The sequence below is a fragment of the Ralstonia sp. VS2407 genome (assembly GCF_052950655.1).
On record NZ_JBRFVG010000005.1, the window covers coordinates 324,098 to 338,501 of the forward strand.

14 protein-coding genes are annotated in these 14,404 nt (G+C 66.1%); 4 read left to right on the forward strand and 10 right to left on the reverse strand.

Going from position 1 to position 14,404, the window contains the following annotated elements:
* Positions 1–23: 23 nt before the first annotated feature.
* The gene (locus ACU8YE_RS11485) at positions 24–707 is read right to left on the reverse strand and encodes a hydrolase (protein WP_232041707.1); all 684 of its coding nucleotides are present in this window, start codon (positions 705–707) and stop codon (positions 24–26) included.
* A 233-nt stretch (positions 708–940) separates the two neighbouring features.
* Complete coding sequence (locus ACU8YE_RS11490; RefSeq protein WP_446928738.1) at positions 941–1,873, reverse strand: LysR family transcriptional regulator; 933 nt, start codon at positions 1,871–1,873, stop codon at positions 941–943.
* 176 nt (positions 1,874–2,049) lie between these two features.
* On the opposite strand from ACU8YE_RS11490, the gene ACU8YE_RS11495 reads away from it, so the two are divergent.
* Together ACU8YE_RS11495 and ACU8YE_RS11500 are read left to right on the forward strand one after the other, a co-directional pair.
* Positions 2,050–2,904 carry a 3-hydroxybutyryl-CoA dehydrogenase gene (locus tag ACU8YE_RS11495; protein WP_232041709.1) on the forward strand — a complete coding sequence of 285 codons (855 nt, stop codon included), beginning with the start codon at positions 2,050–2,052 and terminating at the stop codon, positions 2,902–2,904.
* Between the two features lie 145 nt (positions 2,905–3,049).
* Positions 3,050–3,907: a PhzF family phenazine biosynthesis protein gene (locus ACU8YE_RS11500; RefSeq protein ID WP_232043082.1), complete on the forward strand. Its 858-nt coding sequence runs from the start codon at positions 3,050–3,052 to the stop codon at positions 3,905–3,907.
* On the opposite strand, the gene ACU8YE_RS11505 is transcribed toward ACU8YE_RS11500, so the two are convergent.
* The 5 genes from ACU8YE_RS11505 to ACU8YE_RS11525 all read right to left on the reverse strand — a co-directional run bounded on the left by ACU8YE_RS11505 (position 3,904) and on the right by ACU8YE_RS11525 (position 8,574).
* Positions 3,904–4,443, reverse strand: a complete 540-nt coding sequence (locus tag ACU8YE_RS11505) for an N-acetyltransferase family protein (protein WP_446928739.1) — start codon at positions 4,441–4,443, stop codon at positions 3,904–3,906. The two genes, ACU8YE_RS11500 and ACU8YE_RS11505, sit on opposite strands and share 4 nt — an antisense overlap.
* Positions 4,443–5,027 carry a helix-turn-helix domain-containing protein gene (locus tag ACU8YE_RS11510; protein ID WP_260804074.1) on the reverse strand — a complete coding sequence of 195 codons (585 nt, stop codon included), beginning with the start codon at positions 5,025–5,027 and terminating at the stop codon, positions 4,443–4,445. Before ACU8YE_RS11510 ends, ACU8YE_RS11505 begins: the two co-directional genes overlap by 1 nt.
* A 228-nt stretch (positions 5,028–5,255) precedes the next feature.
* Positions 5,256–6,731, reverse strand: a complete 1,476-nt coding sequence (locus ACU8YE_RS11515) for a DUF1254 domain-containing protein (protein ID WP_440838675.1) — start codon at positions 6,729–6,731, stop codon at positions 5,256–5,258.
* A 211-nt stretch (positions 6,732–6,942) separates the two neighbouring features.
* Positions 6,943–7,926 (reverse strand): NAD(P)H-dependent flavin oxidoreductase, encoded by a 984-nt coding sequence (locus ACU8YE_RS11520; protein WP_260804071.1) that lies wholly within the window; start codon positions 7,924–7,926, stop codon positions 6,943–6,945.
* A 99-nt stretch (positions 7,927–8,025) separates the two neighbouring features.
* Positions 8,026–8,574 carry a type 1 glutamine amidotransferase domain-containing protein gene (locus ACU8YE_RS11525; RefSeq protein WP_414560071.1) on the reverse strand — a complete coding sequence of 183 codons (549 nt, stop codon included), beginning with the start codon at positions 8,572–8,574 and terminating at the stop codon, positions 8,026–8,028.
* A gap of 137 nt (positions 8,575–8,711) precedes the next feature.
* Between ACU8YE_RS11525 and ACU8YE_RS11530 the strand changes: the two genes are divergently transcribed.
* Positions 8,712–9,638: an alpha/beta fold hydrolase gene (locus tag ACU8YE_RS11530; RefSeq protein ID WP_446928740.1), complete on the forward strand. Its 927-nt coding sequence runs from the start codon at positions 8,712–8,714 to the stop codon at positions 9,636–9,638.
* Between the two features lie 18 nt (positions 9,639–9,656).
* On the opposite strand, the gene ACU8YE_RS11535 is transcribed toward ACU8YE_RS11530, so the two are convergent.
* The 3 genes from ACU8YE_RS11535 to ACU8YE_RS11545 are packed head-to-tail and all read right to left on the reverse strand — an operon-like array spanning position 9,657 to position 13,362.
* Complete coding sequence (locus tag ACU8YE_RS11535; RefSeq protein ID WP_446928741.1) at positions 9,657–10,340, reverse strand: Fe2+-dependent dioxygenase; 684 nt, start codon at positions 10,338–10,340, stop codon at positions 9,657–9,659.
* The gene (locus tag ACU8YE_RS11540) at positions 10,331–11,083 is read right to left on the reverse strand and encodes a tetratricopeptide repeat protein (RefSeq protein WP_446928742.1); all 753 of its coding nucleotides are present in this window, start codon (positions 11,081–11,083) and stop codon (positions 10,331–10,333) included. The genes ACU8YE_RS11535 and ACU8YE_RS11540 overlap by 10 nt, the downstream gene beginning before the upstream one ends.
* Positions 11,083–13,362 (reverse strand): TonB-dependent receptor, encoded by a 2,280-nt coding sequence (locus ACU8YE_RS11545; protein ID WP_446928743.1) that lies wholly within the window; start codon positions 13,360–13,362, stop codon positions 11,083–11,085. Before ACU8YE_RS11545 ends, ACU8YE_RS11540 begins: the two co-directional genes overlap by 1 nt.
* A 268-nt stretch (positions 13,363–13,630) precedes the next feature.
* Here ACU8YE_RS11545 and ACU8YE_RS11550 point away from each other — a divergent pair, with 268 nt between their 5' ends.
* Positions 13,631–14,404, forward strand: coding sequence for an enoyl-CoA hydratase/isomerase family protein (locus ACU8YE_RS11550; RefSeq protein WP_446928744.1), 774 nt, complete (start codon positions 13,631–13,633; stop codon positions 14,402–14,404).

Below are 14,404 nucleotides of genomic sequence, written 5' to 3' on the forward strand. Positions count from 1 at the left end.
TTGTTTTAGGGTCGGCAGCGCGATCAGTTGGCAGCCACGGCAGCCAGCGCCTCGTGCGGCGTCGCGGTGCGTTGCGGGGCCTTGTGCACCATCGTGTAGGCGTAGTCGACGCCCATGCCGTAGGCGCCGGAGTGTTCCTTCACCAGCTTCATGACGGCGTCATACGTGTCGCGGTGGGCCCAGTCACGCTGCCATTCCAGCAGCACCTGTTGCCACGTCACGGGCACCACGCCGGCCTGGACCATGCGCTGCATGGCGTAGTCGTGCGCCTCCTTTGAGGTGCCGCCCGAGGCGTCGGCAACCATGTAGATCTCGTAGTCGGCATCGTGCATGGCCGACAGCGCGAAGGTGCAGTTGCACACCTCCGTCCACAGGCCCGAGACGACCACCTTCTTGCGGCCGTTCTTTGCCAGGGCATCGCGCACCTTCTGGTCGTCCCAGGAGTTCATCGAGGTGCGTTCGAGCAGTGGCTGATCCGGAAACACGTCGAGCAGCTCCGGGTAGGTATAGCCGGAGAAGCTTTGCGACTCGACGGTCGTAATGGTGGTGGGGATGTTGAAGATCTTCGCGGCCTTGGCAAGGCCAACGGTGTTGTTCTTCAGGACCTGGCGATCGATCGACTGCACGCCGAAGGCCATTTGCGGCTGGTGGTCGATGAAGATCAGTTGACAGTTCTGGGGGGTGAGGACTTCCAGCTTGGGATTCATGGCCGTATCCAGTTTCCGATAGGAGATGCGAGGGGGGGATGCTGCAGACCTGGCGCCGCATCGGCGCGGCGCGATCAACGGCCCATCCATCATAGGAAGTTGCGTTCCGGGCGCAACGCCCCAATCGGCGAGTGCAGTTTTTGCGATTGCCGAACAATCGTCGCGACTTCCCGAAACATTCCGTCGGTACCCTGGACACGCGCGCCGGTCGTGGGATTCGACGCGCGTGGCCGTTAGCGGACCCAGCCGCGCTCGAGCAAAGGTGCGTCCCAGGCAGGCTCGCCGGCGTGGTGGCTGGCAAGGCAATCGATCAGTGCGCACACCTTGACTGCCTGGCGCTGCGTTGCCGGATACACGGCCGAGAAGTGCAGCGGTGTGAGGTCGTAGTCGGCCAGCACCGGCACGAGGCGGCCGGCGACCAGATCGTCGCTGATGACGAGGGTGGGCAGGCAGGCGATGCCGGCGCTGGTCAGCGCGTAGTCGCGCAGCAGATGCACGGAGTTGGAGCGCACCTGCTCGGGCAGGTCCATCGCGGGGAGGGTTTCGCCGTTGCGCGAGAACTCCCAGCGCTTGCGCGTCGGGTAGCCGGAGTACAGCGCCAGCGAATGCTGCAGCAGGTCGGCCGGCTGCTGCGGCAGGCCGTACTCTTCAATGTACGCAGGCGTGGCGCAGAACATGCGCCGCAGCATGAACAGGCGCCGCTCGATCAGCGAATCATTGATGGGCGGGAAAATCTGGAACGCCACGTCGAAGCCTTCGGCAATCGGGTCGACCACGCTGTCGTCCACCACCACGTCGAGCTGGATATCGGGGTACTGCGCACCGAACCTCGCCAGCGGCTCGGCGAAATGGCTGAGCGCGTATCCGGGCAGCATGCGGATGCGCAATTTGCCGGCGGGCGTGGCGCGCAGGCCGCGCATCTGGTCGGTGAGGTCCGTCAGCATGCAGACGGCTTCGGCGCATTGCTTGTAGTAGGTCTCGCCCACTTCGGACAAGCGCACGTGCCGCGTGCTGCGGTGAAACAGCGGCGCTTCAATAAAGCGCTCCAGTTGCTGCACGCGGTTGGTGACCACCGAATTGGTCACGCCCAATTGGCGGGCGGCTTCGGCAAAGCTGCGCGTTTCTGCCACGCGCACGAAGGCTTCGATACTGAGAAAACGGTCCATTTGCAGCGTCCTGGCGCCTGAGTTGAAAGGGTGGCGCGACGCCGGCCATCATACGGCGATCCGGTGGAATGTGACGGGAGCGTTGGCCAGGCTTTTCTGCGCATCGCCGCGTCGTTTATCCTTTGCAATCTGTTTCATTTCCATCTCTCATTCCAATACCAAGCGAGGATCAGTTCATGGCAATTCAAGTCGTCGGCATCGTCGGTGCCGGAACAATGGGCAACGGCATTGCGCAAGCGTGCGCCGTCGTCGGGCTGGATGTGGTGATGGTGGACATCAGCGATGCCGCCGTGCAGAAAGGCATTGCCACCGTGGCCGGCAGCCTCGACCGCCTCATCAAGAAAGAAAAACTGACCGAAGCCGACAAGGCCGCAGCGCTCGCCCGCATTCAGGGCTCCACGTCGTACGACGACCTCAAGCGCGCCGACCTCGTCATCGAGGCCGCCACCGAGAACTTCGACCTGAAGGTGAAGATCCTCAAGCAGCTCGAGGCTGCCGCAGCGCCGCACGCAATCGTGGCGTCGAACACGTCGTCGATCTCGATCACCAAGCTGGCCGCCGTGCTGCAAGACGCGAGCCGCTTCATCGGCATGCACTTCTTCAACCCGGTGCCGATGATGGCGTTGGTGGAAGTCATCCGCGGCCTGCAGACGAGCGATGCCACGCATGCGGCGGTGGAAGCGCTGGCCAAGCAACTGGGCAAGACGCCGATCACGGTCAAGAACAGCCCGGGCTTTGTCGTCAACCGCATCCTGTGCCCGATGATCAACGAGGCGTTCTGCGTGCTGGGCGAGGGCCTGGCCTCGCCGGAGGAAATCGACGAAGGCATGAAGCTCGGCTGCAACCACCCGATCGGGCCGCTGGCGCTGGCCGACATGATCGGCCTGGACACCATGCTCGCCGTGATGGAAGTGCTGTATACCGAGTTTGCCGACCCGAAATACCGCCCCGCCATGCTGATGCGCGAAATGGTGGCCGCCGGCTACCTGGGCCGCAAGACCGGCCGCGGCGTGTACGACTATCGGAAGTAAGCCTCTGACGTTTGCGCTGTCCGCCAACTGTCAGGCCGGATTCGCGCAAAGTGTCTGGAAGTGTGCATGGAGACGGTGTGGTGGTGCGTTGATGATGACGCATCGCCACACCGTTTTTTTCTTCTCCAACACTTCGGACGCCACCATGTCGCGCTACGCCTTCCGCCTGCTCAACGTCTTTGCCGAATCCACGTTCGGCGGCAACCAGCTCGCCGTCTTCGAAGACGGACGGGGCCTGGACGACGCCACCATGCAGGCCATCGGACGCCAGTTCAACCTGTCCGAGATCACGTTCATTTTTCCCGACGACACGGATGGCGCCACGGCGCGTTTCCGCATCTTCACGCCCGATTACGAGATGCCGTTTGCCGGCCACCCGTCGCTGGGCACCGCGCAAGTGGTGCGCGAGCTGTATGGCCCGGGCAATGAACTGACGCTGCGTTGCCAGTCGGGCATCGTGTCATTGACGGCGCAGGACGAGGGGTGGTCGCTGGTGCCTCCGCGCTCCGGCGCGCTGAATACGCGCGAAGCCGATCCGGCCATCGCCCAGATGCTCGGGTTGGACGCCGATGCGCTGGCGGGGCCGCCGCTGTGGGTTGATGCAGGGATCGAGCAACTAATGGTGCCGGTCAAGACGCGCGCGCATGTGGAGCGCGCCCGGCCCGATCCGTCCGCCTTCGATGCGTGGCCGCGCAGCCGCAACGACGGGCGCAACGCGTACGTCTTCACCATGCCGGCGCCTGGTAGCAACGATCCGGTGGTCTCGCGTTTCTTCTTCGAATACGGCACCGGCCTGTGGGAAGACCCGGGCACCGGCTCGGCGTGTGCCAACCTGGGCGGCTGGCTGCGGTCGACCGGCCATGCGTTGCCGGCCAGCTACCGCATCGAGCAGGGCGCTGCAGTGGGGCGACCCTGCCACCTCACGCTGCGTGTGGATGCCGACGGCACGATCCACGTGGGTGGCCGCGTGATCGAAATCGGCCGCGGCACGTTGACGATTTAATCCGCGGCGCCCAACTGCTTGCAGAAGAACGTCGTCCCGCAGAGCGCGCCGTCGGGCATCAGCGCGTAGTTGGGTACCACACCCACGCGCTGCCAGCCGGCGCGTGCGTACAGCCGTTCGGCATCGCCGCCCGTCACCGTGTCGAGCACGAGCACCGTCTTGCCTTCGGCGCGCGCTTCGTCTTCGATGGCCGCCATCAACCGCTGCGCCAGGCCTTGCCGACGGGCGCGGCGGTGTACGAGCATCTTGGCGACGTCGGCGCGGTGCGGCTGGTTTTCCGGCTGCGCCAACACCAACTGCACGGTGCCGAGGATGGCGCCGGCCGCATCTTCGGCAATCAGCAGCGCGCGCTCGCCCTTCGCCACGCCGTCGGCCACCCCGCGCCAGAATGCCCGCGCCTTGTCTTGCGACAGCGGCGCCATGAAGCTGACGGACGCGCCGCCCTCCACGCAATCGATCAGCACATCGGCCAGCGCATCCACACACGCGCTTGCCTCGTTGGCGCCCACGCGCCGAATGGTCAGGGTATCGATCATCAGGGCCTCCAGTGGGCAGCGGATACGGTTGTGAGTGCGACGAGGTAGCGGGCCGGCCGCCGCGTGGGGTTGTGATAGACGATCGGACAGTCCAGCCGCATGGTCAGGCAATCGCCGGCATTGAGGCGCCAGTGCGCGTCGCCCACGGTCATTTCCATCGTGCCTTCGATGATCCACACCTGCTGGTGGATCTCGGCATCGCGCGCGCCGGTGTCGTAGGCGACGCGCTGGCCGGGCGGAAAGTGCACCTCGACGAGCTGCAGCGGCGAACGCGCTGCCGGCGACAGGTTGCGCCGCACGTAGCCGGACGCGGGGTCGGTCCACTCCGGCTGCTCCGCCGCGCGTGATACCGGCGAAGGCTCGACGGCGGGCGCTGCACTGTCTTCGAACAGCGAGGCAAGCGTCACGCCCAGCGCGGAACTGAGCCGATCGAGCACCGCTGCGGTCGGGCTGCTCTGGCCGCGTTCGATCAGGGAGATGGCCGAACGGCTGACCTGGCTGCGTTCTGCCAGCGCCTCGAGCGAGAGGCCCTGGGCGTCGCGCAGTTCGCGCAGGCGCTGGGCGATACGTTGGTGGATGTCCATGTGATCCAGTTTAATAGAAATTTTATCTAGAAAACTGGAATATGCGGCACGACCCTAGTGACCCCGCTCTGGGTCGTGCGTTGCCCAGACGGCGGGAGCCATCGCGGTGGCGAGAGCGAGGAGAACGCCCCAGCCGCGTTCATCGGCCTGCTCGAAGGACGCAACTTCGGCAAGCTCGTGGTGCGGGTGGCCGAGGCCTGATTACGCGCTCGGCCGCTATTACCGGGGCTATTGGATGGCTGTGTCCCGCCGCTGCAGGGCAGGCGGCAGCCACGATGCGTCGAGTGCCGCTTCCTTGGGCCAGGTCAGTTGCATGCGCAGCAGGAACGGGCCGGTGGGCGGTGGCAGCCAATTGTTGCGCATGCCCTTGGGCGGAGCCCGCTGGATCAAAATGTCGAGCGAGCCATCGCGGTTCAGGCGCGGGCGATCTGCTTCGCTCAGCACGCTGCGCAGGCCCCGGCGTTCGGACGCCTGGCGGGGCTGCCCGACAGTCGACAGGGCGGCGACAGCCCAGCCGGCATTTTCGGGCGGGAGCTGGTTGCGCTCGAAATGCAGTACGTAGCGGTGCGTGCTGTCCAGCGCCATGCCGTTGGCGTCGGTCGTGGCGGTGGCGATGAGCATGTCCTGCGGCAGGTCGGTGCCGCCACCGTTCCACGCCACGATGGCACGCTGGGCGTAATCCAGCCCGTAGGCGCCGACCATGCGCGGGATGAACCAGCCGTTCTGCGTGACGGGCGGCTGCTTGACGGCGAGCGCCAGCGTCTCGCGTGCGGCTGCCACGCCGGCGTCCATCACCTTCAGGTTGGCGGCGCTTACAGCTTTGGCGTCGAACGGCGCACCGGGCACGATGCCCAGATCACGCAACGATTGCAGCATCGTCGAATCGGCCGCGTGCGGCGGATTGTCCTTGAGCAGCTCGGCAAAGCGCGTGAAGTAACTGTTGGCGTCCAGCGCGGTGACGCGGCGGCGCGCGGCATCCAGGCTGACGTCGAGGTCGGTGGCCTTGTCCGCGTTCACCTTTGCCCCGGCTTCGGCCTCGCGCGGGGTGGTCTTGCCGAAGACCTCCAGCGGGGTGATGCGGTAGCGGTCCTGTATGCGGCGTGCGGCGCTCAGGTCGCGCGGTCCGGCCACCGGCGTCCGTGCCACCACCCAGACGAGGCTGGTCGGCGCGGCAATCTGCTTGACGCCCGTGGGCAGCGTGCCGTCCCAACCCGGCGGCGTGATGGCGTAGTGCGCGGCACGCGCCCCGGTGGTGCGGTTGCCGAGCGATTCGAACACGTCGTTCCACCCGTCGTGCAGTGCCACCCAGACGTGCCGGCGCCCGGCGTCGGGCAGGCTCAGGACGACCGGGCCGTTCCGCAAATCAATGAAGGCGCTGCTGGCGAGTACGTCCACGCGGGCGCGCACGCCGGTGGGCAGGGCTTCGTCTTCCAGCGTGCGCTGGTGCATGAACGTGCCGGCAGGCGCCAGCGCAGACGTCGTCTGCAGCAGCGCGTCGGTCATCATCAACGGAAACGCGTAGACATAGGCCGAGCGCACGAGCGCTTCGTTCGGTTGCGGCAGACGTTGTTCGATCGGTGCCGTGGTCGCGGCGTTTTGGGTGGAGCAGCCGGTCAGGCCCAGGGTAAGCGCCGAGGCCGCCACGCTCAGCGCCACAGCGGCCAGCTTGGTAAGCGGGCGCGCGGGCGCAGGGCAGTGCGTCATCTTGTTCTCCTTTTGTCGTCGGTGCGCGCAACAGGAAAGCAGACGCCTGTCGAACATCCCCCCAAGGATGCTTGCGCATACGGTTGCGCGGTGGCCGATCCCGCAGCCCCACGCATATCGTGTCTTGAATCTTTGGAATGTAGAAGCGCCGCCAGCGCAAGTCAATTCAAGTGCGGTGGGGCACGCACGCATGGCTGGGCGCAGGCGGTTTCTAGAGGCGCAGGTGCAGCGCGAGGCGCAACTTTGCCGCGTCGTATTCGGCCTTCAGGCGCGCCACGATGTCGGCGGCGGGCGGCAGATCGGCGATCTGCCCGACACCCTGGCCCGCGCCCCAGATGTCTTTCCAGGCTTTGGCGCGCGAGCTGCCGTCGCCAAAGTTCATCTTCGATTTGTCGGCCTCCGGCAGGGCGGCCGGGTCCAGGCCCGCCAGTTCAATGCTCTCGCGGATGTAGTTGCCGTGCACGCCGGTAAAAAGGTTGGTGTAGACGATGTCCGATGCGGCGGCGCGCAGGATCGCTTGCTTGTAGCTTTCGGCCGCGTGGGCCTCCTGGCTGGCGATGAAGCGCGTGCCGATATAGGCGAGGTCGGCGCCCATGGCCTGCGCGGCCAGGATGGCATCGCCCGTGGCAATGGCGCCCGACAGCGCGATCGGTCCGTCGAAGATGCGCCGCACCTCGCCCACCAGCGCAAAGGGCGACAGCGTGCCGGCATGCCCGCCCGCACCCGCGGCCACCAGGATCAGCCCGTCGACGCCGGCTTCCAGCGCCTTTTCGGCATGGCGCAGGTTGATCACGTCGTGCAGGACGATGCCGCCATAGCTATGCACGGCATCCAGGATCTCCTTGACCGGCGCGCGCAACGAGGTGATGAAGATCGGCACCTTGTGCTTGACGCACGTGGCCACGTCCTGCTCCAGCCGCGCGTTTGAGTGGTGCACGATCTGATTGACGGCGATCGGTCCGACCACCTCGTGCGGATGCGCCGTGCGGTATGCCGCCAGTTCCTCGTTCATCTGCGTGAGCCAGTCGTCCAGCACTTCGGCCGGGCGCGCATTGAGCGCCGGAAACGCCCCGACGATGCCGGCCTTGCATTGCGCCAGCACCAGTTCCGGATAGCTGACGATGAACATCGGCGAACCGATCACGGGCAGCGTCAGGTGCTGCAGCGCGGGCGGCAGGTGCTTGGCGGCGGGCATGGCGTCTCCTGGTCTGGCAAACCGGCACAACAGGGCAGGGCATGTCGTTCGATTATAGGAACGATCCGGCACCCCGCCGTGCACGGTCATCCACCGGGCTCAGACGTGGGCGTGCTGCGTCAGCAGTTCAATGAAGGCGCGGTTGAAGGCGGGCAGGTCATCGGGTTTGCGGCTGCTGACCCAGTTGCGGTCGGCCACCACTTCGCGGTCCACCCACATGCCGCCGGCATTGCGAATATCGTCCTGCAGCGTCGGCCAGCTCGTCAGCGTGCGCCCGCGCACCAAGCCCGCAGACACCAACAGCCACGGCCCGTGGCAGATCACGGCGATCGGCTTTTGCGCGCGCTCGAACGCTTTCACGAAGGCCTGTGCGGCCGGCACGACGCGCAACGCATCAGCGTTGAAGACGCCGCCCGGCAGCACTAGGCCATCGAAGTCGTCGGCCTTGGCCTGGTCCAGCGTCAGGTCCACCTTGAAGGTATCGCCCTTGTCGGCGTGGTGCAGGCCGGTCACGCTGGGGCCTTTCGGCGCGACGATGCTGACGTTGGCACCGGCGTCTTCCAGCGCCTGCTTGGGGCTGGCCAGCTCGGCCTGCTCGAACAAATCGTCGACGAGGATGGCGATGCGCAAGTCTTGCAATGGGGTCATGGCGAACTCCTTATCAGGGGAAAGCGAAAGAAGGGAACGGCAGTGGACGGTGCCGCAACGCGCGTGCCCGCTCTGCGCTAGCATGCGGAGCATTCGCCACGCATTGCTTCCCCCACGACTGATCACCGGAGACTTGCATGACCACGCCGCTTTCCATCGATGCCGCCACCGCTGCTGCAGACGCCGCGCTGTTTCCCGGCTTTCGTCCGTTCCGCCAAATGGTCAACGGGGTGGAGATCGCGGGGGTGATCGGCGGCAGCGGTCCGCCGCTGCTGTTGCTGCATGGTCATCCGCAAAGCCATGTGATCTGGCACAAGGTCGCGCATGAATTGGCGCGCGATTACACCGTCGTTGCGACCGATCTGCGCGGCTACGGCGCTTCGTCCAAGCCGGCCGGCAGCGCCCGGCACGCGGAATACAGCAAGCGCACCATGGCGCAGGACCAGGTGGAGGTCATGCGCGCACTCGGCTTCGGCCGCTTCCGGCTGTGCGCGCATGACCGCGGGGCGCGCGTGGCGCATCGCCTGTGTGTGGATCACCCCTTGCACGTCGAGCGCGCCATGCTGCTCGACATCGCCCCCACGCTGGCGATGTACGAGGACACTGACATGGCGTTTGCTACTGCTTACTGGCATTGGTTCTTCCTGATCCAGCCCGCGCCGTTTCCCGAGACGCTCATCAACGCCACGCCCGATTTCTACATCGGCAAGCTGATGGGCCTGCGCCACGCGGGGCTCGAACCGTTCGCCCCGGAAGCAATGGCGACCTACGCCGCTGCCATGCGCGAGCCCGCCTGCGTGCACGCCATGTGCGAGGACTACCGCGCCGCCGCCACCATCGACCTCGAACATGATCGCGCCGACCGCGACGCCGGTAAGCGCGTGAGCGTGCCGCTGCGCGTGCTGTGGGGCGAGCACGGCGTGATCCAACGCTGCTTCAAGCCGTTGGAGCTGTGGAGTGCCGTGGCGGACGAAGTGAGCGGCGGCACGGTGCCATGCGGCCACTACGTGCCGGAAGAGGCACCGGAGGCGTTGCTCAAGGAGATGCGGGCGTACTTTGCCTGAGGCGCATGGGGCGGCTGCCTAGGCCTCCGCCCATTCGCGCAGCAGGTTGTGATACGTCCCCGTCAGGGCGATGACGGACGGGTCGTCCTGACCCAGCAACCCCATCAGCCGCTGCAGTTCCGTATCCATCTGGAACAGCAGCGTGCGATGCGCGTCGCTGCGCACCATGCTCTGCAGCCAGAAGAACGAGCAGACGCGTGCGCCGCGTGTAACGGGCGTGACGCGGTGCAGGCTGCTGCTGGGGTAGAGCACCATGTCGCCCGCCGCAAGCCTGACGCGGTGTTCACCGAAGGTGTCGTCGATGACGAGTTCGCCACCGTCGTAGTCTTCAGGCTCGGTCAGGAACAGCGTGCAGGAGAGGTCGCTGCGGATGCGGAAATCGGTGCCACGCAGGTGGCGCACGGCGTTGTCGACGTGGTTGCCGAAGGTCTGCCCGCCCGCGTAGCGATTGAACAGCGGCGGGAACAACTTAAGCGGCAACGCGGCGGAGAAGAACAACGTATTGGCCGAAAGTGCATCCTGAATCAAGCTGCCGACCTCGCGCGCAGCGGGCGAGCCCTCGGGCAGCTGCATGTTCTGCTTCACCTGGCCCGACTGCGCGCCGGCCGTGACCTTGCCGTCCACCCACTCGGCAGCGTCTATGGTGGCGCGGCACTGCGCGACCTGTTCCTTGGTGAGGACGGCGGGAATCTTCAGCAACATGGCGATGGGATGGTCAGCACGCGGGCCAGCGCACGCAAACGCGCATCGGGGTGGCCGGCAAGAAAGTCATGCGCCTTCGCGAGGAAGGCCGGTGTGGCTGTGTGCGGTACGGCTTGCATCCAGGTGCGGGCCTCGTCGGGGCGGTCCGCGATTGCCAGCAGGCGTGCAGCGTTGAACTGGCCGCGGAAATCGCCGCCCTCTGCGGCGCGCAGGTAGCAGCGCAAGGCCATCGCGGTGTCGGCCTCGACTTCCCAGCCGTCTTCATAGAAGCCGCCCAGCACATTGACCGACTTGGCGTGTCCTTGTGCGGCTGCAGCCTGGAAGAGTGCGAATGCGCGAGCGCGGTCCGCCGGGATGCCGCGGCCGAGTTGCAGGCTTGTCGCGTAGTTGTACTGGCCCCAATCGAGACCGGCATCGGCGGCGCGGGCGTACCAATGTGTGGCGGTTCTGTCGCAGGCGGGCGCGCCCCAGCCGTGCTCATAGCAGCGGCCCAGCATGTTGGCGGCCATCGCGTGGCCCGATAGCGCGGCCGTCTTGAACCAGAACAGCGCTTCGGCCGGATTGGGTTCGACGCCGCGGCCATCGAGCAGCCATTGACCGAAGATGGCCTGCGCTTCGGTGTGCCCGCGCCGGGCGGCAGCCGCCAGCCAGCGCACGGCGCGCTCAGCGGGGCCGGTCAGCACGGCGTGGATCGCATCGACCACCGCCGCATCGGCAGCGGTGGCTGCAGCGTCAGGCGGCATCAGTAGCGGATGCCCAGCGTCAGGATGGCCGTGCGGCCCGGCGCCAGCGATGCGTAGTGCGATGCATACGCCTGGTTGAAGTACACCTTGTCGAACACGTTCTGCACGTTCAACTGCAGGGTGGTGTGCTTGTCGATGAGGTACGCGGCCATGGCATCAAAGCGCCAGTACGCCGGCACCCACTTCGGGTTGGCAGGGTTGGCGCTGCCCCACACCTTCGAGACGTAGTACGCGCCGCCGCCCACCGTGAACTTCGGCATCGGCTGATACGTCGTCCACAGGCTGAAGCTGTTCTTCGGCGTGTTGGGGAAGGCTGTACCGTTGGTGCCGCCAAAGGCTGCGCCCGCGCCGCCGTTGTTGCGCAGTTCGCTCTTCAGATACGTGTACCCGCCGAACACCTGCCAGCGGTTGGTCAGCGCGCCCGACCAGCCCAACTCGAAGCCATCGACGCGCTTGTTGCCGGCCATGGCGGCGGTGCCGTCCTGCTGCACGATGCGGGCGTTGGTCGTCTCGATGCGGAAGATCGCAGCTGTCAGCGCAAGCTTGCTGTCGAGCACGTTCCACTTGGTGCCGAGTTCGTAGGCGCGGTTCTTTTCCGGAGCAAGCACGTCGCCGCGATTGCCCGAGCGGTCCGGCGTGAGTGCGCTGGTATCGGCGCCCTGGCCCGCCACCGAGCCCGACGGTGTCGACGATGTGCCGTACGCCACATAGATGCTGCCGTTCTGCGCAGGCTTGAAAACGAGGCCGAGCTGGTAGTTCAGCAGGTTGTCGTCACGCGAGAAGGTCGAACGCACGCCCTGCGCATTGGCTGACGTGGTGGCCGATGCCGAATAGCGGTCAAAGCGCAGGCCGCCGTTGACCTGCAACCGCGGCGACAGCTCGATCGTGTCAAACACGTAGGCCGACTGGGTGCGCACCGTCGTCTCTGCCGGATTGTTGTTGAGCCGGATGCTGCCCGCCCACGGGTCGTTCGGGTTTGGATTGAACAGATCCGTGCAGTTGTAGCCGCCCGCTGCGCCGACGCCGTTGGGGCAGCGATTGCTGCCGGTGGCCACGGCGTAGGTGTCGTTGCGGCTGCGCTCGCGCGAGAACTCCAGACCCGCCGCGTAGCTGTGCTTGAGGCCGCCGATGTCGAACTTGCCGGTCGCTTCCGTTTGGTTGGCGACGGTATTAGCCACCGAGTATCGCGAATTGGTGCGGCGCCAGACCATGCCGTAGTAGATGTTGCCCTGGCTGTCGTCGGGCTGCGTCCAGATGGTGTCCTGGCTGGTGCGGGCAATGCGCGTGGTGTTGCGCAGCTTCAACGCGGTCGACACATCGTGCTCCAGCGTGAAGGTGCCCATGTCAGCGCGGTCGCGGCGGAAGTCGCGCGACAGGCCGTAGTAGACGTTGCGATCGACATTCACGGGTGCGCCGTCGCCGGGGGCGAACAGCTGCGGGCGGCCGTCGGTGCGGCGGTTGAACGTGCCGTTGTTGTACGGAATGCCGGTGTCCGGCGTGTCGTTCGATTGCAGGTGGTAGTACGACAGCGTGGCGCGCGTGGGCGTGCCCAGCCCAAAGGCGATGGACGGCGCGATGCCCCAGCGGCTGAAGCTCGTCACGTCGCGGCCGGCAACGGCGGCATCGTGCGCCATCGCGTTCAGGCGGAACGCGGCGTGCTCGCCGATCTGGTAGTTGCCGTCGGCCGTGGCGCGTTTGTAGGCCGCGTTGCCGACCGACAGCGTGCCCTCGGTGAAGTGCTCAAGCTTCGGCGTTTTTGTGACGATGTTGACCGCCCCGCCGGCCGCGCCGCGCCCCTCATACGCGCCCGACGGCCCCTTGATGACTTCCACCGATTCCACGTTGAACATCTCGCGCGATTGCGCCCCGATGTCGCGCAGCCCGTCGAGGAAGGTGCTGGCCTGCGCGTCGTAGCCGCGGATGAACGGGCGATCGCCGACGGGGTTGCCGCCTTCGCCGGCGCCAAACGCGATGCCCGGGACCGTGCGCAGCGCCTCGGTAAGCGTGACGGAGCCGGTGCCCTGCAACACCTCTGCGGGGATCACCGTGACCGACTTGGGCGTATCGAGCAGCGGCGCAGTGAATTTGCCCCCCGAGGCCGCATCGGTCTTGAAGCCGCTGCTGCCGGTCACGGTCTGCTCGGACAGGGTGGCGGACACGGCGTCTTTCTTCGTGTCAGCCAGCGCCGGTGCTGAAGCTACCGCGAAGCTCATCGCGCCGGTCAGGTAGCCCACCACCGAATGTTCGGTGCGCTTGCGTTCGATCTGTGCTGCGGACATGACGTGGTGACACTCCCCTGAAAGTTTTCGTCACATGCTTGTTGTAAATGAGAATTGTTATTGTTTGCATGTGAACGAGTCAACGCGCCAGCTGGCGAATTGCTTACGGCCGCAGTGGGATCGTCATATAAATCATGGGGTTACGACCATCCGGCGGCGCTGTAGAAAATTGTTGAGCGCTACGGCATCCGAACGCTTCCATTTTTTCAATCAAATGATTTAGTATTGCCGGGCAGGTTGTTCAACCGAATCCCTTTTCAAGGCGAGCATGGACCCGGAACTCCTCATCGAGCGGCGCGGCCAAGCGCTGTGGTTGACCATTCGGCGCGAAGACCGCCGCAACGCGATCAACGCACCCGTGCTCGAAGCGCTGACGGCCGCGCTGGCCAACGCCGGCCGTGACGCCTCCGTGCGCGCCGTGGTGCTGACCGGCACCGGCACGCGTGCCTTCTGTGCCGGCGCCGATCTGCAAACCGGCCAATCCTTTCGCTTCGACTATTCCCAGCCGCATCAGGCCCTGGCGGATCTGTTTCGCCAGGCGCGCCGCTGCACCGTGCCGCTCATCGCCCGCGTGAACGGTGCGTGCATGGCGGGCGGCATGGGCTTGCTGGCGATGTGCGATCTGGCGGTGGCCAGCCGCAGCGCCACGTTCGGATTGCCGGAGGTCAAGGTCGGCGTGTTTCCCGCCCAGGTGTTGGCGGTGCTGCAGCATCAGTTGCCGCGCCGCGTGCTGAACGAGCTGTGCCTGACCGGCGAGCCGATCAGCGCAGACCGCGCGCTCGCCGCCGGCCTCGTCAACGAAGTTGCCGAGCCCGAAGCGCTTGACGAAGCAGTCGATGCGCTGCTTGCGCGGCTGCTCGACAAATCGCCGTCGGCCATCCGGCGCGGGCTGTACACGCTCAAGCAGGTGGAATCGCTCAGCTTCGAGCAGGCCATGGCGTTCACTGAAAGCCAGATCGGCCTGTTCGCCCTGACCGAAGATGCGCAGGAAGGCCAAGCCGCCTTTCGCGAAAAGCGCGCCCCCAACTGGACGGGGCGCTGA